We start from the raw sequence: 23,726 nt of genomic DNA, 5'->3' as shown, positions 1-23,726 counted from the left end.
GTTCAGGTCACTCGGAACACCGGCCACCCGATCTCGGTGCGCCACGCGGCCGGATCGTCCGCGTCCTGAGGTCCGACGAGGTAGACCTCCCGCACGGGCCCCGCCACCGACATCGCGTTCTTCACGACCCAGGTACCGAGCTGGCCGTAGGTGACCTCGACGCCGTCGTGCTCGCCGACGTGGGTGGCCACGGCCAGTTCCGCGGCGGGCAGGGTCGCGGCGTGCACCCGCCCGGTACGAGGTGGAGCGTCCGTCGGCAGGTAGACCAGCACGTGACCGCGGCCCTGCTCGAACAGGGAATTGTCGTAGGTGCCACCCGGTGGACCGGTCTGCGCGTCGCCAACGGCCACCTTCAACTCGGCCATGGCGCCCGCAAACCAGGCTTCGACCTCGCCCTCGTCGACGACAGCCGCCACCGCCGCGACCGTGCGGGCGGGCTCGGCGCGGAGCTCCACCTCGATCGGCGCCGGGTCGGGCCGGAGCAGGCGGCGCAGCGACGCGACCGCGACTCGGGTGCGGTCGAGTTCGGCCTCCAGGCGCTGCAGGTGGTCGGCGATCAGGCTCGCGCGGACACCGGGGTCCGGGGACCCCAGGATCCGCTGCACGTCGCTCAAGGGGACGTCGAGTTCGCGGAGCCGGTTGATGACCTGGGCGGTCGGAATCTGCTCGACGGCGTAGTAGCGGTAGCCGGAGGTCTCGTCCACCACGGCGGGTTTCAGCAGGTCGCCCTCGTGGTACCGGCGCAGGGTCCGCACGCTCAGGTGGGTCAGGCGCGAGAACTCGCCGATCGTCAGCACCCCCGCAGTATGAGGGCTCTCCCCGGGAGAGAGTCCAGCGTTTGACCTTCCTGCGCCGCGAGGCCACACGGTGGGCTCATGACACACCACATCGACCTCCGGTCCGATTCACTCCCCACCACCGTCCGCGGTTTCCTCGCCGCTCACATCGTCCGCGATGCCGACACAGCATCGTCCTTCTTCGCCGAGGATGCGGTGGCCGTCGATCAGGGCGAGTCCTTCCACGGCCGAGAGCAGATTCACGCGTTCCTGCGGGACGCCGGCTCGGAGTTCGAGTACACGACCGAGCAGATCGGTGCTGCCCGCGTCGACGACGACCACTGGGTGGTGACCCTGCGGCTCGAGGGGACCTTCCCGGGCGGCGTGGCTGAGCTCGACTACCGGTTCACGATCCGTGAGGACGTTGTGACCGAACTTGTCATCGCCAACCACGGATCCTGACGTCGGAGGAGAGAGCATGCCTACTTCAGATCGCGATCGTCTCGATGGACGCCGCGCGCTGGTCACGGGCGGATCGAAAGGCTCGGGCGCGGCCGTCGTCGCAAGACTGCGGGAGATGGGCGCCGACGTCTACGTGACGGCCCGGACGATGCCCGAGGGCTACGAGCGCCCCGACCGGTTCATCGCGGCCGACACCTCGACGGTCGAGGGCGCGAGGGCGGTGGCCGACCGGATCGCCGAGACCGGCGGCGCACTGGACATCCTGGTGCACGTCGTCGGAGGTGCCTCGACGCCGTCCGGTGGGTTCGCGGTCATCACCGACGACCAGTGGATGATCGAGCTGAACCTGAACTTCCTCGGAGCGGTGCGGCTGGATCGAGCTCTCCTCCCGGCGATGATCGAGGCCGGGTCGGCGGTCGTGCTGCACTTCACCTCGATCCAGCGTGAGCTTCCTCAGTACGAAGCGTCCCTGGCCTACGCGGCAGCGAAAGCCGCGTTGCGCACCTACAGCAAGGGGCTCGCCAACGAACTCGCCCCGCGCGGCGTCCGCGTCAACGCGATCAGCCCGGGCGGGATCGAGACTGAGGCCTACGAGAGGTTCGTGGACCGGATCGCCGAGGGCAAGGGGATCAGCCGCGAACAAGCCAAGCAGAGCATCTTCGACTCTCTCGGAGGCGTACCGCTGGGACGGTTCGCCCACACCGAGGAGATCGCCGACCTCGTCGGGTTCCTGGTCTCGGACCGCGCCTCGGCCATCGTGGGCGCCGAGTACGTGATCGATGGCGGAACAGTCCCGACCGTCTGAGCCGCCAACGGGTTCGAGCTGCTGAAACAGTTCCGGAACCGGTTTCGCTTGACTGATGCCAATCAATCTCACAAGACTATTAACATATATAACCTCTCCCCCGGAGGGCATCCCCCATGCGAAAGTCCAGGTTCCTCATCGCCGCGGCAGCCGTCGTGGTGACACTCAGCGGTGGCCTCGCCGTCGCCTCACGCGGCGACACAGCCGAAGCAGCCGTGGTCTGGAACGAAGAATTCAACGGCGGCGCCGGCACCGGCGTCGACTCGTCGAAGTGGAACTTCGACACCGGCGGCAGCGGCTTCGGCAACCAGGAGCTGCAGTACTACACCAGCGGCACCAACAACGTCGCCATGGACGGGCAGGGCCACCTGGTCATCACGGCCCGGAAGGGCAGTGGCGGCCACAACGACTGCTGGAACGGCACCTGCCAGTTCACCTCCGGCCGCATCCAGACCGCCGGCAAGTTCACCCAGCAGTACGGTCACATCGAGGCCCGCATCCAAGTCCCGAACGGCTCCGGCCTCTGGCCCGCCTTCTGGATGCTCGGCGGCGGCAACTGGCCGGCCGACGGCGAGATCGACATCATGGAGGTCGTCGGCCGGGACCCCAACCGGCTGTTCGGCACGCTGCACGGCCCCGGCTACTCCGGCGGCAGCTCGTACGGCAACACCCTCGTCGCCGGCTCGCCGTGGTACCAGGCCTTCCACAACTACGCCGTCGACTGGTCGGCGAACCTGATCGTCTGGACCGTGGACGGCCAGGAGTACTTCCGGGCCACCCCGGCCTCGCTGTCAGCCGCCAAGGGCAACGTGAGCTGGGTCTTCAACCATCCGTTCTTCATCATCCTCAACCTGGCCGTCGGCGGTAACTTCGGTCAGGGCAACCCCGCCGGGCTGCCCGCCGAGAGCCGGATGCTGATCGACTACGTGCACGTCAGCACGTCGAACTCGGGCCCGACCACGCCGCCGCCCAGCGGTGGCACCGCGCTCAAGTCGAGCCTCAGCGGCCGTTGCATCGACATCCCGGGGGCCAACCCGGTGGACGCCGCCCGGCTGCAGACCTACGACTGCAACGGCACCGCCGCGCAGCAGTGGTCGTTCAACAGCGACGGCAGCGTCCGCGCGCTGGGCAAGTGCATGGATGCCGCGGCCGCCGGCACCGCCAACGGTACGGCGATCCAGCTCTACACCTGCAACGGCACGAACGCGCAGAAGTTCACCCTCTCGGCCGCCGGCGACCTGGTCAATCCGGCCGCCAACCGCTGCGTGGACATCGTGAACCGAGGCACCGCCAACGGCTCGCAGCTCCACCTCTGGGACTGCTCGGGCGCCAGCAGCCAGAAATGGACCCGGGCCTGAGTCATCGGTGAGCGCCAGAAAGGTCAGCAGGCTCCTGCCTGCTGACCTTTCGTCACGGAAATCCATCGACGTCGGTTGATAGCTGGGCAGATCGGTGTCATTCTGTCTGGGAGCGCTCCCATGCTCGCGCCGAAGAACGGGGGAACCTTCCGTGACTCCACCCGCTGCCACCACTCCGGCGACGCTGCGGCCCAGGACATCGCCTGACGTTCCGTGCGGAGGCCCGCGATCCGCCGCTTCGCGCAAGCGCGCCGCGTCACCGGTCGTTTCCGCGGCGGCGCAAGAGCGACGAGAGAAGCGATCATGAAGTTCTGGGCGGGCATCGCAGGGTGGCACCGGAACCGCTACGTGTGGGCGACGCTCATCCTGCTGCTGTCGGCCGGCGTGGTCGCCCTCACCCGATCGGCCGGCCCGGAGGCGGCTCCGGAGGATCTGCGAGGGCAGATCATGAATCGGATGCGCACCACGCTCGAACAGTCGAAACCGGAGCAGCACAACCACACCGGTCACGGTGGCCAGCAGGTGGCGACCGAGGAACAGTCGGCGCCGGTGATCTGCGGGGTCCACGTGTACGGCCACGAGCCCGCTCAGGCAACCACTCTGGCCGAGGTGCGGACGGTCTACGGCTTCCACTTCTGCGGGGTCGCCGAGAAGAAGCGCCCGTGGGACGTGGCGGTGAAGCTCGCCGGCCCGGTGATCCTGGACATGTCGACCGAGCCCGTCGGCATCCAGGTGGTCGAGGCGACCGACGACGTCAAGTTCATCGACCGGCTCCGGCAGATGTTCCCGGCCAAGTACGCGGAGCAGGCGACCAAGGAAGCGCTGACCGATTCCGAAATGGCCGACCTGCGCCGCCGGTACGACGCCGCGGCCGACCTCTGACCACCCACGCCGAGCGGACCGACAGCTCAGGCGCGGATCGCCACGTCGTTGAACGACACCTGGGCGGGCGACTTCGTTGACTTGTTCAGCATGCCGAAAACCACCCGCCCGCTGGGAAACTCGGAGTCCTTCCAGCTGCCGACCTCGGTGCCGTCGCGGCTGAACGACAGCTTGGACCCGTCGGCGGTGATGGCGACCGCGATCGGCTCACCCAGCCCTACCGGCTCGGCGAACGGGAACGACGCCAGCTCGGCCATGTCGCTCACCCCGGTGGCACCATGGGTCATCAGCGTGTAGCCGTCGGCGCAGATCGCCAGCACGTAGCCGGCTTCCCGGTTCGCCGTGGCATCGACCTTGTCGAAGCGGAGCCAGACGGCCGCGCACGCGCCCTCGGTGAGCAGCTTGGCCGTCACGGTGGCGGTGAAGTCGGTGAGCAGCCGCCGCGGCCCGGGGCACCTGTACGGTCCGGCCGACCGCTTCTCCACCACCAGCGCGCCGTCGAACTCACAGCTCGCCTTGTTCGCCGGATCCCGCACGACCCGCCAGTCCCGTTCGGAGGTCAGCGGGTCGGCGATGACGGTGACGCCGTCCGGCGCGACCGACGGTGCCGCAGCCGAAACGCCCGGCGTGGCACTCGGCCCGACCGCCTGGGGATTCTCGTCGTTGCCCCGGTTCACCGGGATCAACCCGGTCACGATGCCGACGAGCAAGGTCACCGCGATCACGGCGGTGCCGGCGAGGACGGCGGTGGCCGCCGCCCGGAATCCGCGCCGCGGGACTGACGCACGCTGAGGGACCATCTGCGGCGCAATCACCACCGTCGGCTCTGCTCCCGCCAGGGCCCCCTCCGCGGCGCCTCGGCCCGGCAGGTCGGACCGGGTCGTCGGCGAGGGCAGCTGCATCGCGGCCGTACGCTCGCGGGCCTGCACGTCGTCGGCGGCACGCGCGTCGGCGACCGCCTCGCGCAGCGCGGGTTGCCGCTCCAGGGCGGCGGCGGCGCTGCCGGCCCGGTACGGCCCGGTGGCCAGGAGCCGGTCGAGCAGCTCCCGCGCGGTGGGCCGATCGGCGGGATCCTTGGCCAGCGCCTGCTCGACGAGGTCGCGCAGGGGTCCGGTGAGGCCCTCCAGGACGGGTGGCATGGTCAGGATGCGCACCGCGACCACGTGCGGCAGGTCCGCCGCGAAGGGCGTGCGGCCGGTGCCGGCGTAGGCGATCACCGCCCCCCAGGCGAAGATGTCCGCCGCCGGGGTGAGGTTGCGGCCGGTGCTGGAGTCGAAGCGCTCCGGCGCCATGTAGGTCACGGTGCCGACCATCTGGTCGGTCCGGGTGTGGTTCACGGCCCCTTCGACAGCCCGCGCGATCCCGAAGTCGATGACCTTCGGGCTGCCGGGAGCGAGCAGCACGTTGCTGGGTTTGAGGTCGCGGTGGATCACGCCGGCGCCGTGGATCGCGGTGAGCGCCGTGGCCACCCCGATGGCCAGGCCGTGCAGGTTCGAGGAGCTCAGCGGCCCGTGCTCGGCGACGACCGAGGCGAGGCTGGGCCCCGCGACGTACTCCACGACCAGGTACGGCTGGGCGTGGTCGGGGTCGGCGTCGAGGACCTCGGCGGTGCAGAACGGCGGGACGTCCTGGGCCCGCTCCACCTCGGTGCGGAACCGCTGCCGGAACTGCGGGTCGTCGGCCAGATCGGACTTGATGATTTTGATGGCGACCCGGCGGCCCTCCGGCGTCGACGCCAGGTAGACCGTACCCATGCCGCCCTCACCGAGCCGGCCGATCAGCTCGTAGCGGCCCAGCTGCCGCGGGTCGCCAGGCAGCAGCGGCCGCCCGTCCGCCGGGCCTGCACCACCGGTCATGCTCTCGTCACCTGCGTCGCTTCCCCATCCGATCCGATGCCTGCCGGGCTGCGCAGTCGGGGCACCCCCTGCGCCGGGGTCTCCTCGACCTGATCCGCTCCGGGTCGCACGACGACATGCGCGCCGTCCGACCCGTCGCCGGCCACGACGGCCGGCTCGGCCGCACAGCCACACCATGGCGGCGCAGCTCGCGCAGGGCCGCCGCGACACTGCCGGAGACCCGCGTCGACGACCAGCTCGACCCCGTACGCCGAGGCCGGCTCGGCCGCCGCCCGGAGGACGGCGTTCGCGGACGCGTCGCCGGTGATCCGAGCGATGATCGCACATACCGGCGCCGGCGGTGGCCCGGCGAGCATGATCACGGTCACCGGCGTCTCCTCAAGCACCGTGCGGGGCCGGGCTCCAGCAGGTCACCGGTCACTCCGCTGCCGATCTCCAGCGGCGCGGCCGGATACAACACCAACCGGGCCGGTGCGGGCGCCGTCGGCCGGCGCACTGCCGTCGACAGTGGACATATTGATCTGCAGCCCGGCTGGCCGCCCTTGCGAGCCGGGGCGCCCAGCGCGCGAGCCAGCATGATGATGGGCGCGAGGACGCATCGCCGGCCGCGCAGCTGCCGCGTGCCTCTCCCCGAGCAGCGTCGCCGTCGGCATTTGCGAGCCCGACAGCCATATCGCGCTCAATCCGAACAACGCGGAGATCGGTCGGTGTGCGCAGCTTTGTCGTTTGTGGATGATGTCCCCTCGGAGATCGAGAAGGATCTTTCCGCTCCGTAACGTGTGTCACACCAAGAGTGAGCGGGGGGATCTCCATGGCAGTGCGGACGATCGATCGCGAGGCGGTCCGAGCGTGGCGCCCACGGTCCGGCGGACGACTCGTCGCGCCCGACGGCAGCACGTTGACGGTCAAACACGCGGACTCCGGCCTGATCGAGCCGTGGTTCACCGAGAACCGGGTCCGGTTCAGCGGAACCCCCGAGGCGAGCAGCATCGGGGGGCGCGCGTTCGAGACCGGCCCGGCCGGCACTGTGGACGGTCATGTCGCGGTGCTGCTGAACGGAAAGTACATCGCCGAGTACCCGGCCCAGGGCGGCACCTTTCTGCTCGCTGCCAACGTCGACGGATCGGTCGGCCTCGTCGCGTGGCAGGGCCGCTGGCATGAGGCGTACTGCTGGGTCAACGAACCGCGCGCGACCCACGCGCAGATGCTGAGCAAGCTGGACGATCTCACCTTCGCCGACGCCCCGGCCGGGCTCCAGGTGGGGTTGCCGTCCGGGCAGTCGTGGCAGCGGATCACCGCGTTCAAGCACCTGCCTCCGGTCGGTTACCTCACCGTCCGCAAGGCGGAGACCGAAGAGGCGAGCCTCCCGGCCTGGTCCGGTCACCGGGTGGCGGTCGGCGAGGTGTGGCGGCAGATCAGTGACGCCAAGGAGGCCGCACCGAAGCCCGTGCTGGTGTGCGCGACGCCGACCGCGGTGGCCACGCTGAATCCACGGGAGAGTTCCGAGGACGAGGCCCTCGCCTTCCTGACCGGACTCAGCGCACTGCACTGGAAGTAGTGGCGGCGCTCGCGGCCCTGGTCCTGCTGATCGTCGTTCAGGCTGGGGCGACTCTGCTGGTCGTGGCCGGGTTCCGGCACCACCGTGACCCCCCGATGCTGCGCCACCACCTGCGCGCGCACCGGATCGTTCCCCGCCGGTGGATCGACGCGGTCGCCGGGCTGCTGCCGGCGGGGTCGATCGGGATCGGCGTCGCCTCCGCCGTCGCGCCGGTGCACTCCCCCGGTGCGGCGCGGCTGGCGGGCGCCGCGGTCGCGCTCGTCTACCTGATCTTCGCCGGTTACCTGGCCGTCCTGACCTACCGCGACCCGGCTGCCTCCTGCGGGTGCCTCGGCGCCACCGGCGAACGGGCCGGCCGGTCGCTGCTGCGGGCGGTCGCGATGCTCGCCGCCGGCGCGGCCCTGGCCTCGCCGTGGCCGGCACCTGCCCTGACCGAGATCGCCGGCTGGCGACTGCTCGCCGCGCTCACCGCCATGGTGGGTGCCGGCGCGGCCGTCGTCCTGACCGCCGTCGCCGCTCCGACACCCCGGAGGACACTCTGAGATGAGCTTCACCACCGCTGCCCTGATCCTCGCCTGGCTGGCGATCATCGTGCTCGCCTTCGGCTTCGCGGCACTGCTGCAACAGGTCCGTATTCTGCAGGCGGCCTTGCGGTTGCCGGCCGGCGCCCGCGCCGGCCTGCCCGATTCCGCACGGTCACTGCGCCCGCTCACCGCTTCCCGACGGTACGTGTTCACGGCCGAACCGGGGTGCAGCATCTGCGCCGAGGTCCTGCCGGAGTTCCGGAAGCTGGCCGCGACGTACGCGGGCGCCGCCGAGTTCGCCGTCCTCGCCGCGTCCGGTGACTACCAGCGGTCGGACGGCGTGGAGGTGCTGGTCGACGCGCAGGCGTACCGGGACCTCGCCCCGTCCTGGTCGCCCGGCATCGTCGTCATCGCCGCCGACGGCACTGTCATCGAGGCGGTTCCCGGTGGTGACCTGAGACCGCTCCGGGCTGCCCTCGACCCCACATCCACGCCCACCACGGAGGTCCCGTCATGACGATCACCGCAGCCGCCCTGCCCGATTTCCACACCGCGCCCCCGGACGCCACCCCGAGCGTGGTGACCGCGACGATCCGCGGCTCCCGCCTGGGCCGGCGCACGCTGCTGCGGCTGGTCGGCGGTGGCGCGCTGGGCCTCGGCCTGAGCGCCCTGGACCTGGTCACCCGGGTGCTGCCGAGCCGCGCGACCAACCCGAACCCGGTGCTGTCGGTGTGGAACGACTGCCGCGGCTACTACTCGGGCTCCCCGTCCACGTGCGTCCCCGCGAGCGCCTGGTACAGCAGCACCTGCAACGGCTCCTGGCACCGCAACGACAGTTACTCCGGCAGTTCCGTGACCTACAACTACACCTTCGACAACACCAGCTGCAGTAGCCGGAACGCGTGGCGCTGGACCGGTGGCGGTGTCCACCGCAAGTGCTCCGACGGCTGGACCGTCTACCGCGACGGCAGCACGTCGCGCAACACGTTCAGCATCTGCCGGACGGCCATCTGATGCTCCTGGTCCGGCCCCTGTTCCATCCGTGGACACCGGCCGTCGTCCTCGCCGCGGCGGCCGCCGCCGCCGCGGCCTCGGTCCTGGCCGGCGGGCCGCCGGTCGCTGTCCTGTGGTGGCTGCTGCTCGGGCTGGTGTCCGGGTACGCCATCTCCGGCTCCGTTTGAAGCCTGAACTCGGCAGATCTGCTGAGCTCGTCAGTTTGGCGGGGAAACGCACGGTGGCACTTCGCCGCCGGAGAGGTACTGGGTGGCGTCACGACCGGCGCGCTGCTGGTGCTGCTCGGGTCGCTGCTGCGGCCGGTGCTGCCCACCTGGCTGCGCCTGGCCCTGATCGGGGTGCTCGCGGTCGTGGTGGTCGGCAACGAGTCCGGTCTGGTACGGGTGTGGCTGCCCCAGAACGGCCGGCAGGTGCCGTCCACCGTGATTCAGGAGGGCGGCCGGATCGGCGCCTGGCAGTTCGGTTTCGAGATGGGCACCGGATTGCGCACGTTCATGACCAGCAGTGTGCCGCACCTGGCCGCGCTGACCGTGGCCCTGCTGGCCTGGTGGCCCTGTGCACTACTGGCCGGTGCCGCGTTCGGGGCCGGCCGGGCGGTGATGCCGTTGGTCCGGCTCGGCTGGGGCGACGGCTCCGACTGGGACAGGCGGTACAGCGTCGCCGGCCGGCCGTTCCGGCTGACGACGGTGGCGACGACGCTGCTGGCCGTCGCCGGCGTGATCCACGCAGTGACCTAGCGAAGAGGAGATGCCATGAGAACGAGGAGAATACTGGGCACGGCCGCGGCCGGTGTGCTGCTGAGCGCGGTCGCGCTGATCCCGGCCGCCCCGGCCTTCGCGGCCGCCAGCGGCGACTACACCGGTTCGGGCGTACGCATCCGCAAATGTCCGCAGACGACCTCCGGCTGCGCGGTGCACGGCCTCGGGTATCCCGGCCAGGGCGCCAACATCACCTGCTACAAACTGGGCGAACAGACCGGCGGAACCAACATCTGGTACTACCACCGCAACCGGGCCACCGGCGTGACCGGGTACAGCCACTCCGGTCAGATCAGCGTCACCAGTGGAACGATCCCCCGCTGCTAGCTCAGCGGTCGATGCTCCGGGCCAGATCCTGGATCTCCGGGGCGCGGGCCTTCCCGTTGCCCTCGACCGTGATCACCACGTGCTCCGGGGTGGCGACGACCGCCCGGTACGTGGTGATCTCGTCGCCCACGCTCCGGAACACCTGAGCCGTACCGACCGACGTGTCGAACCGGGCGGCGGCCGGCGTCACGCCGGCCGTCGCACCCGTCAACAGCTGAGCCCCGACGGTGGCGGCGTCACCGGTCACCGGCCGCATCACCGTGACGAAGAAGCTGGCGCCATCGGCCCGGTCGTAGCGCCGCATGGTCACCGACGCGCCCGGGTCACCCGGCCCTGGTCCCGTACCGTCGTTGACCAGGCCCTGGTCAGTGACCCGGGCCGTGTAGAAGCTGTCCTCACCGGCTCGGACCGCGCCCTGCGGCAGCGAGGTGACGACATAGCCGTCCAGGGCGGAGCCGGCCGGCCCGCTCCTCCCGGACGACGCGGCGACCGGCGGCGTGACCGGCGCCTGCGGCGAGCCGCCCTGCGCCAGCGCGAAGCCGCCGGCAACAACCCCGGCGACGGCCAGCGCGGCGCTCCCGGTCGCCGCGGCCCGCCGCAGGCGGCGGCGACGCACGCCCCGCTGCACGCGCTGCACGAAATCCTGGGGCACCGGGATGTCGAACTCGGCCAGCTCACGGTCGGTCACGACGTCACCTCCTCGTCGGGCCGGTGGGAGCGCATGGTGGCCAGGCCCCGGGACACCTGGGAGCGCACGGTCTGCGGACTGCATCCGAGCAGCGCGGCGATCTCGTCGTCCGGCATGTCGTGGACATACCGCAACGCGACCACTGCCCGCTGCCGCGGTGGCAGCCCGGCCAGCAGGTCGCGCAGGGCGCCCGCGGCATCGACAGCAGCGATGCCGAGATCCTCCTCGCCCCGCTCCGGCATCGCCGCGACGGGAATGTCCACGCGTCCGCGGCGCCGGTTGAGGAACAGGTTGACCATGGTCCGGTTGGCGTAACCGACCGGGTTGCCGTCCTGCCGCACGCGCGACCAGGCCAGTCCCACCCGGATGAGCGTCTCCTGCGCGAGATCTTCGGCCTCGGACCGATCGAGGGTCAGGACGTGCCCGAACCGAAGCAGCCCAGGGCTGACCTCACGCACGTACGCCTCGAAGTCCGCACCCCTCATACCTTGATTACACGCCGGGGACCGGCTTTGTTGCATGCCGTCGCGAGGAACTCGAGCAAACTGCCGTTCGCGGTGTCCCGCAGTGCCCCGGAAACAGCCATGACCGAGCGGTGACAGCCGCGACCGGCGCGGCTGGGCGTTGGCACACCTCGTGCAGCCTCGGCCTTTTATCGTCGAACAGCGACATCCCATGGTGACGTCACGGCGAACGGAGGCAGTGTGCCCGAGGACAACACTTACGTTCGGGATCAGAATGCGCGCGTGGATCCGATGCTCACCCTCGGGACGATCACCGTCGCGGAGTTGCGCGGCATCCTGGCCGACCTTCCCGGCGAGGCCGTCGTCATCGTCGGCCTGGACGAAACAGGAGGGGATGACTGTTCACCATTGGCTGATGTGGAAGAGGTCTGGTACTTCCCAGCTACCGGCGAGTCGGCTCCGCTCGGACGCGATGCCGACGGAAACGTCCACGAGCCCGGCTCCCGTGACCTGTACGCCGTGCTTCTGCGTCCCACCGGTCACCGGTGACGGCAGGCCTGGTGACGGCGGCGGTCGCCTCGTCCAGGCGGTCCAGCATTCCGCGGGCGGCCCAGCGGCTGAGGCGGTATCGAGCTAGCGTGAGTTTCCGACCTGGAGGAGGCACGCATGAGTCTCGAAAAGGTGATCTTCGGCTTTTTCGTGCTGCTGGCCGCGACGCTCAACTTCGGGTTCTTCATCGGCGACCTGTCCGACCCGTCGTTGCACAACGTGTACGAGCTGTTCGCGGCGATCGTGGTCAGCCTCATCGCGACCGTGTTGAAATTCGGCGACCGTACCCAGATCGGGGCGGTGCACCTGGCCACCAGCCTCGTCGCCGACCTGCAACTGATCGCCGCCGCGCTGGCCTGGGGGTACGCCTCCCAGATCGCGTCGAGCGGCCTCAACGGGGCGGCGATGGCCAGCGTCGTGTCGCTGTCCGGGGGCGCACTGCTGGCCAATCTCGTCTCGGTCGTGCTCCTGGTGATCGAGACCGTGTCGTTCCACCGCCGGTGACGGGGAGGAGTCGTGGCTGATCCGGCGAGGCAGGACCGGTTCCGGGACCGCGACAACCGGCGGCACTGGCGACCCCGGCGGGCGTTCTCCGCCCGGTCGGCGGAGACGTCGTCCACGGTCTTCCTGATCCTGCGCCGCATGCGGGCCCCGCTGATCGTCCTGATCACGATCTTCGCCGTCAGCGTCCTGGGCCTGACCCTGATTCCCGGCCGGGACGCCGCCGGACACCCCACCCGGATGGGGTTCTTCGACGCGTTCTACTTCATGAGCTACACGGCCACCACGATCGGGTACGGCGAAATTCCCCAACCGTTCACCGGCGCCCAGCGGCTGTGGGTGATGGCCGCCATCTACCTCACCGTGATCGGGTGGGCGTACGCCATCGGGTCGCTGCTGACGTTGCTGCAGGACCGGGCGTTCCGGCAGGCGCTGCGGTTGCAGCGCTTCACCCGTACGGTGAGCAGGCTGCGCGAGCCGTTCCTGCTGATCGTCGGGTACGGGCAAACCGGCAAGTTGCTCGGTCGCTCGCTGGACGCCATCGGCCGGCGCTTCGTCGTGCTCGACATGTCCGGGGAACGCGTCGACTCGCTGGACGTCGACTCGTACCACGCCGACGTACCCGGGCTGGCCGGGGACGCCGGCAACCCGCACACCTTGGCCGTCGCCGGTCTGGAGCACCCCCGGTGTGAAGGAGTGCTGGCACTCACCGACAACGACGAGGTCAACCTGGTCGTCGCGATGACCGCCGCTCTCGTCCGCCCGGACCTACCGGTCATCGCCCGGACCGTCTCGCCCGCGATCGAGCACCGGATGCGGGCCTTCGGCTCACCGACGGTCGTCAACCCGTTCGACCGCTTCGGCGACCATCTGGGGCTCGCCCTGCGATCCCCCGCGTCGTACCAGCTGATGTCCTGGCTGGAGAGCGGCCCGGGCGCCGACCTGCCCGAGCCGGGCCGGCTGCCGAGGGCCGGACGTTGGGTCATCTGCGGCTACGGCCGGTTCGGCCGGAAGCTCACCGAGGACCTGCGCGCCGAGGGCCTGGACGTGGTCATCCTGGACCGGCAGCCGGACGACCTGACGGGCACCGCGGTCGTCGTGGGCGACGCGTCCGAGCCCGCCGTGCTGGCGCGCGCCGGCCTGGAGCAGGCGGTGGGTTTCGTCGCCGGCACCGACAACGACACGACGAACTTGTCCCTGATCGCCGCTGCCCGCCAGGTGAACCCCGCACTGTTCATCGCCTCGCGGCAGAACCGGCCCGCCAGCGCACCGCTGTTCGCGGCGATGGACGTCGACCGGCTGCTGGTGCCGACCGAGATGGTGGCGCGCGAGGTCTACGCCCAGCTGAGCACCCCACTGCTGTGGCGCTTCCTGCAGCACATGCCGGCACGCGGCGACGACTGGGCAGCAGAAGTCATCGGCCGCCTCCGTCAGCAGTGCGGCCGACGCCTCGGCAGCGTCTGGAAGGTCACCCTGAACGACCGCGACGCACCCGCCCTTGTCTCCTGGCTGCGTGCGGGCGACGCCCGGCTGGGAACCATGCTGAACAGCCCGCAGGACCGGAGCACGCCCCTCGCCGCTGTGCCGCTGCTGCTGCAACGTGACTCCGAGAGCATCCTCGGTCCGAACGGCGACACCATCCTGGCGCCCGGCGACCAGCTCCTGTTCGTCGGACGACCCTCGGCACGCCGGTCCCTGCTCGACACCATGACCCACCATGCCGTCAGCGAGTACGTCCTGACCGGACGGTCCGTCCCGTCGGGTTGGCTGTGGCAACGGTTGACCGGCCGGGTGCCGCACTCTTCCCGGTATGAGGGCTTTCCAGACGCCTGAAGGACGCACTCAGCCGATCGGTCACGCCGGCTCTAGCATGATTTCCATGAGCGACGTCAATGCCGGTGAGCTGCCCGAGCTGACGTTCACACTCCCGACCATCCCGGCGTCCGCCGGAGCTCTGGTACGCGGCCGCAAGGGCCGGCTGCTCATCCTGAAGCCGACGTACAAGGGCGGCTGGACGATCCCGGGCGGGATCGTCGAGATCGGCGAGTCACCCTGGGAAGCGTGTCGCCGCGAAACCAAGGAGGAGTGCGGCCTCGACGTCACCACGGGGCGGCTCGTCTGCGTGGACTTCCTGCGCCCACGGCCCGACCGCCCGGGTGGTATGCGGTTCCTGTTCGACTGCGGCGTCTTCGACCAAGCCTTCCTGGACACCGTGGTCATCCAGCCGATCGAGATCGCCGAAAGCCGGATCCTGCCGGTCGACACGGCCCTGCCGCTGCTCAGCGGACCGGTCCGACGTCGGGTACGCGCCGCCTGGAAGACGAAACAGGTGCGCTATCTCGAGGACGGCCGCCCCGTACCGGGGATCATTCCTTGAGGCACTCAGCGCCGACAGCTCCCCATATTTACCAGGCTCTAGGGCTGCCTTATGCCTGGATTAAGTGGCATTGCGGCAGTCCCGATGCCGCCTAGGGTGATCGCGGCCCGCCGACGTCACCGGCGGTCCCTACCCCCTCAGATGTCCGCCCGGTGCCCCCACGACCACCGGGCAGGCCACCTCGTCACACGGAGGCCACACGCGTGTCCGCGTATCGACGCCGCCCAGCCGGAACTCCGGCACCCGCGTCACCCACTCGTCGCCGCTCCCGGCGCGTCATCATTGTCGTCACAGCCGTAGCAGCTGTCGCGTTCGCCGGTGTCCCGTCCGCGCTGGGCATGGCCTGGCAACCCTGGAACCAGAACGGTGCCGAGTCGGCCGTCGGTCTCGCCGCGAATGCCGACGTCATCACCGAGGTTCCCGGCGACGACCGCGGCCGGGGCCTTGTCCACTCCGGCCTGAGGCCGGGCAAGAAGGGCGAACACTGCGCCGGTGAATATCAGATCGTCGGGACCGCGAACTGCTCGCACGGCCCCGACGAGCCGCCCGCGGGCCTGGACGTCAAGAAGCGCGTGGCGCCGATCGCCCGTACCGCGGCCGCGCCCGAGCTGACCGCCGGCAGCAGGTCCGTCCCGGCCGACGCGGACGCGGCCGAAGCCGCGGGTGGCCGCCTGGCCGATGGCGGCGCACTCACCGTCGTCCCGGACGCCGGCACTTACAGCACCCCGGCCCTGGCGGCCGGCGTCGCTGCCGCTGCCGCGCCCGAGGTCGGCGCCAACGGCATCGTCTGCGACGGCGACGGGCAGACCGGCAAGCGGGTCCAGGTGCTGTACGTCTACGAGGTCGGCACCACCAGCCGGTTCGCCCAGTACGAAGCGTCGTTCCGCACCTGGGCGGCCGGTGTCGACACCATCTACGACGCCAGCGCCAAGGAGACCGGCGGGTCCCGCCACCTGCGCTACGTCACCACCGCTGACTGTCAGGTCGACGCTCGCGAGGTCGAGGTTCCGGCCGGCGGCCTGAAGGACTTCAGCGCCACCATGTCCGCGCTCAAGAAGCTCAGCTGGAACCGCGCTGACCGTAAGTACATGATCTTCGCCGAGTCCCAGGTGTACTGCGGCATCGGGACCTTCACCGGCGACGACCGGAAGGACGCGACCAACCGCAACAACTCCGGAGCGTCGTACGGCCGCAACGACAGTGGATGCTGGACGGCCGCCGTCGCGGCCCACGAACTCGGCCACAACCTGGGTGCCGTGTCGAACAGCGCGCCGAACTCCAGCAAGGCCGGCCACTGCGTCGATGACTACGACGTCATGTGCTACAAGGACACCGCCACGACCGTGCTGAAGACGGTCTGCCCGAACCGGGCGCAGGAGAACCGCCTGGACTGCAACCATGACGACTACTACAGCACCGACGTGAAGCCCAGCAGCTACCTCGCGGACCACTGGAACGTCGCGGACAACCAGTTCCTCATCGCCGGTACCCCTGGCGGGAGCGGCTCACCGTCTCCCACGCCGTCATCGCCGCGGCCGAGCAGCGCCGCTCCGTCTCCCTCGGTGACGAAGCCGACGACCTCCACACCGTCTCCGTCCTCGCCGTCCCCCTCCTCACCGTCCCCGTCCTCGCCGTCCCCCTCCTCACCGGCGCCGACGAGTTCGTCGCCCACGGTGCCTCCTTCTCCCACCACCACCCCCACGTCCGGTCCGGGCAAGGGCCTGACCACGCTGACCGTCAGTGACGCCCAGCCGACCTCGGTCCGGCTGAGCTGGCCGGCCAGGTCCGGCACCACCCGGTACGGCGTGGTCGTCAACGGCCGGACGCTCGGCCAGGTCGCCGGCACCGGCGTGCAGATCGTCGGCTTGCGCCCCGGCACCGCGTACCGGCTGCAAGTGACCGCCGGCGGACAGCCGTACACCGAAGAGGTGTCCCTCACGACCGATGCGGCGGTCACGCCGCGAGGTGATGGATGGTTCGCGCTCACCAACGCACTGACCGGAACCACCGCTGATCTGTACGGCGCCCGCGCCGCCGACCGCACACCCCTCGTCCTGCACCAGGCCACCGGCGCGGCGAGCGAACAGTGGCGTTTCGAGACGGTCGACGGCGGCGTCCGGCTGGTCTCCCGCGCCACCGGCAAATGCGTCACACCGCTCGCCGGCAAAGTCGTTGCGGGCGTACCCCTGGCTCAGCGGGCGTGCTCCACCGACCGGGCCCAGGTGTTCAAGATCTCCACAACCCCGGCCGGATTGACCCTCACCAGCGCTGCCGCTGACGGCAGCCTGGTGGTCGGTCTCGGCAGCCAGCGGTACGGCGGACAGAGTGTCCTGGTCCTGCAGCAGCGCGAGCAGGTACGCCACCAGACATGGGTCGCGGCACCCGCCTGATGAGCACGACACGACGTCTGCTGGCAACGGCCGCCGCCATCCTGGCGGCGGCCGTTGCCGCGCCCACGCCCGCGCTGGCCCACGCCAGCCTGGCCCTGATGGTCAACAACGACGGTCGGGGCAGCATGTCGGTCGACGTCACCTGGGCTGACGGCCACCCGGTGGCCGAGCCGATCGCCGGCACGTTGCTCGCGATCCGGACCGACGGCGCGCAGGTCGGCCCGACTCCGCTCACCCGGCTGCCCGGCGCCTCGACGCTGGTTCACGAAGGCACGCTGCGGCCCGGAACATGGCAGGTCACGGTGGATGTCGCACTGCCGGCCATCGGCCACTGCGTGGCCCCGGTCATCGTCGCCGCGGCGGACACCCCGGCCGAACCGGGCACCACCAGGTGCGCCGCGTCCCCACAACCGGCGGCGGTCTCCCGCGCGCCGGACTCCGGCGCCACCTGGCCGGTGGGACTCACCGTGGTGCTGGCAGTGGCGGGCGCGGCAGCTGTGATCGCGGCCGCGGCGTGGTGGCGTGCCGGCCGCCCGTAGTTTCCGTGACGGTCGGGCCGGCCTGGCTGCGCACGGAGGCCTGACTCCGCAGGGCAAATGTCTCGGCAATGTCAGTGTTCGCAAGTCAGGCCGCCCGGCATTCCTATAGTCCATGCCATGAGCGCGCACGTGGTGGTTGCCGAGGACGACGTGCGGCAGGCCGAGGTGGTCCGGCGTTACCTGCGGGCGGCCGGCTACCGGGCGTCGGTCGTGCACGACGGCCGGAGCGCGATCGAGCTCGTTCTCCGGTCGCGGCCGGAGCTGCTGGTCCTCGATGTGATGATGCCGGGGCCGGACGGGATCGAGGTCTGCCGCGCGCTGCGCCGGGAGAGCAACGTACCGGTGCTCATGCTGACCGCCCGGCGCGACGAGGACGACCTGATCCTCGGGCTCGAGGCCGGCGCGGACGACTACCTGGTGAAGCCGTACAACCCGCGTGAGCTGATGGCGCGGATCCGGACGATGCTGCGCCGCAACGAATGGACGCCGGACGCCCCGCTGCGGGTGGGGGCGGTCGCGGTCGACGTACCGGGCCATCATGTGACCGTCAGTGGGCGCCGGGTCGACTGCACGCCCAGCGAGTTCGAGATCCTGGCCGCGATGGCCGCCGCCCCGGACCGGGTGTTCACCCGGGCGCAGCTGCTGGAGAAGACCCGGGGGTTCGAGGTCTCGGCGACCGACCGGACCGTCGACATGCATGTCGTGAAGCTGCGGCGCAAGATCGAGCCGGATCCGCGGCGGCCTTCGTACCTGCTGACCGTGTACGGCATCGGCTACAAGCTCACGGACGGGTCACTGTGAGGTCCCCGAGCCTGGTGGGGCGCCTGCTGGCCATGTCACTGCTGGTGATGCTCTGCGCCGTGCTGGCCAGCACGTGGCTGGTGGTGAACAGCACCACGGCCCAGCTGCGGCAGGAGCTGGGCCAGGGCATCGCGTTCGACGCCCGGATCTACGAGCAGGTGCTCGAGTACGCCGCCGTGCACACCACGTGGTCCGGTGTGCAGCCGATGCTGGCTGACCTGCGCGTGCTGACCGGCCGGGAGATCACGCTCACCGGTGAGGACGGCACCTTCCTGGCCAGTTCCGAGGGGAAGCGGCCGGACCTTCCGGCCCGGCGGTCGGCGCTGGTCGACCCCCTTCAGGTCGAGGGATTTCTGGCCTCCGACGAGTCGGACGCCAGTGGTATCTACAACCGGGCGCTCGGTCCGTACCGCTTGACCGCCGCCGAGCACCGCATGCTGTCCGGCCGGTTCATCCGCGCTGAGGAGTGCATGACCGGGCAGGGCATAGCCGCCGGGACCGACACCTCCGGCCCGGGCCGGCCGACGTTGTCGCCACTGCTCACGAGTGCCGACCTGGTCTCCGCGCAACTGGCCGGCTGCTATCGGGAGTCCGGCGCTGACGTGGTCACCGACACCGAACGTGCGGCTCTGGCCCAGCTGACCGCGCTCACCAACGCGTGCCTGGTGGGACCCGCAGCCGAGCCCGTGGTGACCGTGCTGCCCGGCTTCGTCTGGAAGCCGACCCGCCAGGCCTCACTGGACCCCGGCCAGCCGCAGGACTGCATCACTGCGTCCCGCCGGAAACAGCTCGCGCCGTACGTGGCCCCGCGCGCCTACCTCTATGTCGCCGGCCCGGCCCGGGAGGCCGGCACGGTGTTCGACCTTTCCCGGGCCGGCACCTCGCGGGTCGCGACCGTGGCCGGGCTGGTCCTGGCCGTCGCGTTCGCGGTCACTCTGCTGGTCGGCCTGCGGATCTCCCGGCCGCTGCGCGCGCTCACCCACGCCGTGGAGAGCGGTGCGAGTGACCTCCCGGTCCGGGGCCGCGACGAGATCGGCCGGCTCACGGCCGCCTTCAACGACCTCTCCGAGCGCCGGGAGACCGTCGAACGGCAACGACGCGCGATGATCAGCGACATCGCGCACGAGCTCGGCTCCCCGCTGACCAACATCCGCGCCTGGCTCCAGGCCGCCCGCGACGGCGTGGCCGAACCCGACCCGGAGCTGCTGGACCTGCTCGCCGACGAGGCCGAGCTGCTCCAGCACGTCATCGACGACCTCAGCGACCTGGCCGCCGCCGACGCCGGCCGGCTCCGCCTGCACCCCGAGCTGCTCTACGTCAACGAACTGCTCGGTCAGGTCGCCGCGGCGCACGCCGGCCGCGCCGACGGCGTCACTATCCAGGTCGAGGCGGCGGGCGACCCGGAGGTCATGCTCGACCCGAACCGGATCCGGCAGGCAGTCGGCAACCTGCTCTCCAACGCTGTCCGGCACTCACCGCCCGGTGCCACCGTGACCGTCCGCTCCCGGCTCGACGGCGACCACCTGGTGATCGAGGTCGCCGACACCGGTCCCGGCATCGCCGAGCACGACCTGCCGTACGTCTTCGACCGCTTCTGGCGCGCCGACAAGTCGCGCAACCGGAGCACCGGCGGCAGCGGCCTGGGTTTGGCCATCGTCCGTAAACTCGCCGAGGCCCACGGCGGCACTGTCACCGCGACCAGCCGGCTCGGTCACGGCAGCACCTTCACCCTGCGCCTGCCCACCTGACATCCCCCATCCCCCATCCCCCACCGTGAGCGGCCCGGCCGACTCGCGGCGACGACCCCCGCATTGGAGGCGGCCGATCGTGGCTGCGAAGACGAACCGGCTGCTGGCCCTCGACGGCCTGCGCCTGCTGTGCGCTCTGGCGGTGGCCTTCCACCACCTCGGCATGGCCTGGTCGGTCGACGGTGTCCGGCCGACCACCGCGTACCTGCCGCAGGAAGTGAACTCGGTGCTGATCTACGGCTTCCTCGGCGTCGAGATGTTCTTCATGATCAGCGGCTTCGTCATCTGCATGAGTGGCTGGGACCGGACCCCGCGCGACTTCCTCGCCTCCCGCGCCGCCCGGCTCCTCCCCGCCTTCTGGGCCTGCGTCCTGATCACCACGGCGGTCATGACCTTCCTGCCGCTCACCGACGGCATCCCCCTGCCGCACGGCCTGAGCGCCGCCGACATCGCCGTCAACCTCACCATGCTCGCCAAACCGCTGAACGTGCCGTACGTCGACACCGTCTACTGGACCCTCTGGTACGAGCTGCGGTTCTACGCCCTGTTCGCCATCCTGGTCCTGATCGGCCCCACCCGCCGCCGGGTCATCACCATCGGCGCCGGCTGGCTGGTCCTGTCCGTCCTCGTCCCGGTCGAGGCGCCGCTCGCCGAGCTGGTCATGCCCGAGTTCGCCCCCTACTTCGTGGCGGGCATCACGATCTACCTCATCCGCCGCCACGGCCCCGCCCTGCCGTTGTGGGCCCTGCTGGCCGCGGCCTGGGCGCTCAGCCTTTTCCGCGTACGCGAGCGCGTGCTCTTCACGAACCCCGGCTTCCCGGTGCCGGTCTGGCCCGCGTGGCTGCTCATCACCCTCGCGTACATCGTGCTGCTGGCCATCGCCCTGGGCGTCACCGACCGCTGGAGTTGGCGCTGGCTGGCCGTGGCCGGCGCCATCTCCTACCCCCTCTATCTGCTGCATCCGCGCATCGGTTACACCATGATCCGGTACGCCTACGACCGCACCGGCGTACCGGTGCCCGCCCTCATCATCACCGCGGTAGCGATCCTGATCGTGGCCGCCTGGCTGGTCCACCGCCTGATCGAACGGCCGGTCGCCCCCGCTCTGCGCCGCTGGATCGCCACCGGCTCCATCCGCCCGAGCCAACCGCGAGTCGATCCTCCGCTGCCGGAAGCCGGACGTCCCTCCTTGGACGGAGAGCCTCAGTCTTTGGTCCATCCCGGTCGCTAGCGTTGCGCCGGCAAGGGTCTGAGGACCGGCGTACGGCATGACCCGCGGCATTCGCTGCGGTCACGCTTGCCGCCTATGCCGGGTACGTGCTGACGCGCAGCCGGCGCCGACCGGGGACCAGCCTCCGTTCGCGCCGGGCCGGGATCGTCGCGATGCCCGGCAGCGCGGAGCCGCGTTCGGTGGCGCCGAGCATGATGGCGATGAAGGTGGGCGCGGCGTCGCTGATGAGCTAGCGGCTGGCGAGGCGCGTCAGGAGCCTGCCGCGGAGTTTGTGCAGCTGTGGCATCAGTCCGTAGATCACGATCGGCACCGCGATGGTGACCAGGACGAAGGTGCGCCCCACGGGGGTGAGCCTGCTGAGCCAGTCGTCGAGGGTGACGTTCAGGACGACGAGGGTCGGGAAGACGGCCAGCCAGATCATCAGAGCCAGCTGGTGCTTGCTCGGCGGTCCGACCGCGGCGGGCCGGGGATTCGACATCGGATCGGTCATGGTGACTCCTTCGATTACAGGTTCGTGGCTTGTCAGGGCTGGTGGTGTCGGACGGCGGCGCGGACGTCCTCGTCGACGAGGTCGGCGTTGAGTGCGATGGCGGCCGCGGAGCCGGCGCCGGCGGCGGTGATGAGCTGCGCGCGCGGGTCGATGACGTTGCCGGCGGCCCAGACTCCGGCGACGCTGGTGCGTCCCGTGGCGTCCGCGGTGACCCAGCCGTCGTCGTCGACGTCGCAGCCGAGGCCGGTGAGCAGGAAGTTGTTCGCAAGGAAGCGGGGCGGCACGAACAACGCGTCGCGGGCCACGACACAGCCGTCGTGCAGCTGGACCCCGCGCAGCTGGTCGTCGTCGATGACCAGCCGGTCGATGGTGCCCTCGACGATGCCGATGCCGCGGGCGGCCAGCTCGGTTCGCTCGACGGCGGTGAGGGTGCCGGGGGCGGTGAAGTAGATGAGGTCGTGGGTCCACTGCCGGACGATCTGCGCGTACCGCACCGAACCCGCGGCACCACCGATGACGCCGAGCCGGCGGTCACGGACTTCGTATCCATGACAGTAGGGGCAGTGCAGGACGTCGCGGGCCCACCGCTCGCGCAGTCCCGGCAGGTCCGGTAACTCATCCCGCAGGCCGGTTGTCACAAGCAGCCGGCGCGTCGAGATCCGCTGCCCGTCGGCGAGGCCGGCCTCGAACCCGCCGCGCCCGTCCGACCCCAGCTGGGCAACTGACGCGTCGAGGATCTCCCCGCCGTAGTGCTGAACCTCATGACGGCCGGACCTGATGAGATCGCTGGGCGGCATGCCGTCCCGCGAAAGGTAGCCGTGCAGGTGAGCGGCGGGGGCATTGCGCGGATGTCCAGCGTCGATCACGACCGTCTTGCGGCGGGCCCGGGACAGGACCAAGGCTGCGGACAATCCGGCGGCCCCGCCGCCGATGATGGCTACGTCGTACTGACTCATGGCTACCACGCTGGACCCCGATGAATCGCGGACCAACGAACGTTGCCGTTCCTGGGAAATCGGAGTGGGATGAGGGCGTGGATGACACGTCAGCGGCCATCACCGCCGTACTCGATCAGGTCGGAACCCGCCTCAAGCGGGTCCGCACCCGCCGCCGGATCACCCTCACTGCCCTGGCGGATTCCACCGGCATCTCGAAGAGCACGTTGTCACGGCTGGAGAACGGGCAGCGCCGACCTACCCTGGAACTCCTGCTGGCACTCTCGCAGGCATACCGGGTGCCGTTGGACGATCTCGTCGGCGCGCCCGAGGTGGGCGACCCGCGTGTCCGGCTCCGGCCCGACCGGGTCAAGGGCAGGGCGGTCATCCCGTTGACCCGGCAGCCGGACGGCATGCAGGTATGGAAGATCGTCATCCCCACCAGCAAGGTCGACCCGCAACCACGCGGCCATGACGGCCACGAGTGGATCTACGTGCTGTCCGGGCACATGCGTCTCGTCCTCGGTGACCAGGACTGGGTACTGGGACCCGGCGAGGTCGCCGAGTTCGACACCCAGGAGCCGCACTGGTTCGGCAGTACCGGCAACGAACCCGCCGAGATCCTCAGCATCTTCGCGCGACCGGGCGAACGCATGAACGTCCGAACACCGCCGCCCCAGACGTGATGCGCCG

28 protein-coding genes are annotated in these 23,726 nt (G+C 70.5%); 21 read left to right on the top strand and 7 right to left on the bottom strand.

The window, feature by feature from the left end; genetic code table 11:
- Positions 1-2: 2 nt before the first annotated feature.
- Entirely contained in the window at positions 3-797 is a 795-nt protein-coding gene (locus AB0C12_RS33070) for a MerR family transcriptional regulator (protein ID WP_360553803.1), read from the bottom strand.
- Positions 798-875: 78 nt separating this feature from the next.
- Between AB0C12_RS33070 and AB0C12_RS33065 the strand changes: the two genes are divergently transcribed.
- From AB0C12_RS33065 to AB0C12_RS33050, 4 genes are all read left to right on the top strand, one after another.
- Complete coding sequence (locus AB0C12_RS33065) at positions 876-1,238, top strand: nuclear transport factor 2 family protein (protein WP_360553802.1); 363 nt, start codon at positions 876-878, stop codon at positions 1,236-1,238.
- A 16-nt stretch (positions 1,239-1,254) separates the two neighbouring features.
- Positions 1,255-2,043 carry an SDR family oxidoreductase gene (locus tag AB0C12_RS33060; RefSeq protein WP_360553801.1) on the top strand — a complete coding sequence of 263 codons (789 nt, stop codon included), beginning with the start codon at positions 1,255-1,257 and terminating at the stop codon, positions 2,041-2,043.
- Between the two features lie 116 nt (positions 2,044-2,159).
- A complete protein-coding gene (locus tag AB0C12_RS33055) occupies positions 2,160-3,401 on the top strand; it encodes a family 16 glycosylhydrolase (protein ID WP_360553800.1) in 1,242 nt (413 codons plus the stop codon).
- Between the two features lie 303 nt (positions 3,402-3,704).
- Positions 3,705-4,283, top strand: coding sequence for a hypothetical protein (locus tag AB0C12_RS33050; RefSeq protein WP_360553799.1), 579 nt, complete (start codon positions 3,705-3,707; stop codon positions 4,281-4,283).
- Between the two features lie 26 nt (positions 4,284-4,309).
- Here AB0C12_RS33050 and AB0C12_RS33045 read toward each other — a convergent pair whose 3' ends face one another.
- Entirely contained in the window at positions 4,310-6,139 is a 1,830-nt protein-coding gene (locus AB0C12_RS33045; RefSeq protein WP_360553798.1) for a serine/threonine-protein kinase, read from the bottom strand.
- Positions 6,136-6,507 carry a hypothetical protein gene (locus AB0C12_RS33040; protein ID WP_360553797.1) on the bottom strand — a complete coding sequence of 124 codons (372 nt, stop codon included), beginning with the start codon at positions 6,505-6,507 and terminating at the stop codon, positions 6,136-6,138. Before AB0C12_RS33040 ends, AB0C12_RS33045 begins: the two co-directional genes overlap by 4 nt.
- Before the next feature lie 443 nt (positions 6,508-6,950).
- Here AB0C12_RS33040 and AB0C12_RS33035 point away from each other — a divergent pair, with 443 nt between their 5' ends.
- The 7 genes from AB0C12_RS33035 to AB0C12_RS33005 all read left to right on the top strand — a co-directional run bounded on the left by AB0C12_RS33035 (position 6,951) and on the right by AB0C12_RS33005 (position 10,320).
- Positions 6,951-7,697 (top strand): hypothetical protein, encoded by a 747-nt coding sequence (locus tag AB0C12_RS33035; RefSeq protein ID WP_360553796.1) that lies wholly within the window; start codon positions 6,951-6,953, stop codon positions 7,695-7,697.
- Entirely contained in the window at positions 7,697-8,239 is a 543-nt protein-coding gene (locus AB0C12_RS33030; protein ID WP_360553795.1) for a MauE/DoxX family redox-associated membrane protein, read from the top strand. Before AB0C12_RS33035 ends, AB0C12_RS33030 begins: the two co-directional genes overlap by 1 nt.
- 1 nt (position 8,240) lies before the next feature.
- Positions 8,241-8,738, top strand: a complete 498-nt coding sequence (locus AB0C12_RS33025; protein WP_360553794.1) for a hypothetical protein — start codon at positions 8,241-8,243, stop codon at positions 8,736-8,738.
- The gene (locus AB0C12_RS33020; RefSeq protein ID WP_360553793.1) at positions 8,735-9,235 is read left to right on the top strand and encodes a hypothetical protein; all 501 of its coding nucleotides are present in this window, start codon (positions 8,735-8,737) and stop codon (positions 9,233-9,235) included. The genes AB0C12_RS33025 and AB0C12_RS33020 overlap by 4 nt, the downstream gene beginning before the upstream one ends.
- On the top strand, positions 9,235-9,402 hold the full coding sequence (locus AB0C12_RS33015; RefSeq protein ID WP_360553792.1) for a hypothetical protein: 168 nt from the start codon (positions 9,235-9,237) through the stop codon (positions 9,400-9,402). The genes AB0C12_RS33020 and AB0C12_RS33015 overlap by 1 nt, the downstream gene beginning before the upstream one ends.
- A gap of 108 nt (positions 9,403-9,510) precedes the next feature.
- Positions 9,511-9,972: a hypothetical protein gene (locus AB0C12_RS33010; protein WP_360553791.1), complete on the top strand. Its 462-nt coding sequence runs from the start codon at positions 9,511-9,513 to the stop codon at positions 9,970-9,972.
- Positions 9,973-9,987: 15 nt separating this feature from the next.
- Positions 9,988-10,320: a hypothetical protein gene (locus AB0C12_RS33005; RefSeq protein WP_360553790.1), complete on the top strand. Its 333-nt coding sequence runs from the start codon at positions 9,988-9,990 to the stop codon at positions 10,318-10,320.
- A gap of 1 nt (position 10,321) precedes the next feature.
- Here AB0C12_RS33005 and AB0C12_RS33000 read toward each other — a convergent pair whose 3' ends face one another.
- Together AB0C12_RS33000 and AB0C12_RS32995 are read right to left on the bottom strand one after the other, a co-directional pair.
- Entirely contained in the window at positions 10,322-11,008 is a 687-nt protein-coding gene (locus AB0C12_RS33000; protein ID WP_360553789.1) for a hypothetical protein, read from the bottom strand.
- Entirely contained in the window at positions 11,005-11,493 is a 489-nt protein-coding gene (locus AB0C12_RS32995) for a SigE family RNA polymerase sigma factor (protein ID WP_360553788.1), read from the bottom strand. Before AB0C12_RS32995 ends, AB0C12_RS33000 begins: the two co-directional genes overlap by 4 nt.
- A gap of 219 nt (positions 11,494-11,712) precedes the next feature.
- Here AB0C12_RS32995 and AB0C12_RS32990 point away from each other — a divergent pair, with 219 nt between their 5' ends.
- From AB0C12_RS32990 to AB0C12_RS32950, 9 genes are all read left to right on the top strand, one after another.
- Positions 11,713-12,021 carry a hypothetical protein gene (locus AB0C12_RS32990; protein ID WP_360553787.1) on the top strand — a complete coding sequence of 103 codons (309 nt, stop codon included), beginning with the start codon at positions 11,713-11,715 and terminating at the stop codon, positions 12,019-12,021.
- Positions 12,022-12,138: 117 nt separating this feature from the next.
- Positions 12,139-12,525, top strand: a complete 387-nt coding sequence (locus AB0C12_RS32985) for a DUF6394 family protein (RefSeq protein ID WP_360553786.1) — start codon at positions 12,139-12,141, stop codon at positions 12,523-12,525.
- 12 nt (positions 12,526-12,537) lie between these two features.
- Entirely contained in the window at positions 12,538-14,355 is a 1,818-nt protein-coding gene (locus tag AB0C12_RS32980) for an NAD-binding protein (protein WP_360553785.1), read from the top strand.
- A 46-nt stretch (positions 14,356-14,401) separates the two neighbouring features.
- On the top strand, positions 14,402-14,899 hold the full coding sequence (locus AB0C12_RS32975) for an NUDIX hydrolase (protein ID WP_360553784.1): 498 nt from the start codon (positions 14,402-14,404) through the stop codon (positions 14,897-14,899).
- A gap of 338 nt (positions 14,900-15,237) precedes the next feature.
- Entirely contained in the window at positions 15,238-17,289 is a 2,052-nt protein-coding gene (locus tag AB0C12_RS32970; protein WP_360553783.1) for an RICIN domain-containing protein, read from the top strand.
- On the top strand, positions 17,289-17,828 hold the full coding sequence (locus AB0C12_RS32965) for a hypothetical protein (RefSeq protein WP_360553782.1): 540 nt from the start codon (positions 17,289-17,291) through the stop codon (positions 17,826-17,828). The genes AB0C12_RS32970 and AB0C12_RS32965 overlap by 1 nt, the downstream gene beginning before the upstream one ends.
- Before the next feature lie 117 nt (positions 17,829-17,945).
- The gene (locus tag AB0C12_RS32960; RefSeq protein WP_360553781.1) at positions 17,946-18,629 is read left to right on the top strand and encodes a response regulator transcription factor; all 684 of its coding nucleotides are present in this window, start codon (positions 17,946-17,948) and stop codon (positions 18,627-18,629) included.
- Complete coding sequence (locus AB0C12_RS32955; RefSeq protein WP_360553780.1) at positions 18,626-20,377, top strand: HAMP domain-containing sensor histidine kinase; 1,752 nt, start codon at positions 18,626-18,628, stop codon at positions 20,375-20,377. Before AB0C12_RS32960 ends, AB0C12_RS32955 begins: the two co-directional genes overlap by 4 nt.
- Before the next feature lie 79 nt (positions 20,378-20,456).
- Positions 20,457-21,608, top strand: coding sequence for an acyltransferase (locus AB0C12_RS32950; protein ID WP_360553779.1), 1,152 nt, complete (start codon positions 20,457-20,459; stop codon positions 21,606-21,608).
- A 229-nt stretch (positions 21,609-21,837) separates the two neighbouring features.
- Here the strand turns inward: AB0C12_RS32950 and AB0C12_RS32945 are convergent, their stop codons facing one another.
- Together AB0C12_RS32945 and AB0C12_RS32940 are read right to left on the bottom strand one after the other, a co-directional pair.
- On the bottom strand, positions 21,838-22,098 hold the full coding sequence (locus AB0C12_RS32945) for a hypothetical protein (RefSeq protein ID WP_360553778.1): 261 nt from the start codon (positions 22,096-22,098) through the stop codon (positions 21,838-21,840).
- A gap of 32 nt (positions 22,099-22,130) precedes the next feature.
- Complete coding sequence (locus AB0C12_RS32940; protein ID WP_360553777.1) at positions 22,131-23,054, bottom strand: NAD(P)/FAD-dependent oxidoreductase; 924 nt, start codon at positions 23,052-23,054, stop codon at positions 22,131-22,133.
- Between the two features lie 77 nt (positions 23,055-23,131).
- On the opposite strand from AB0C12_RS32940, the gene AB0C12_RS32935 reads away from it, so the two are divergent.
- Positions 23,132-23,719 (top strand): cupin domain-containing protein, encoded by a 588-nt coding sequence (locus tag AB0C12_RS32935; RefSeq protein ID WP_360553776.1) that lies wholly within the window; start codon positions 23,132-23,134, stop codon positions 23,717-23,719.
- Positions 23,720-23,726 lie beyond the last annotated feature (7 nt).

Origin of the sequence: Actinoplanes sp. NPDC048967 (genome assembly GCF_040649415.1) — a bacterium.
In the GTDB taxonomy this organism is placed as follows: domain Bacteria; phylum Actinomycetota; class Actinomycetes; order Mycobacteriales; family Micromonosporaceae; genus Actinoplanes.
This window is presented reverse-complemented; position numbering and strand designations above follow the sequence as displayed.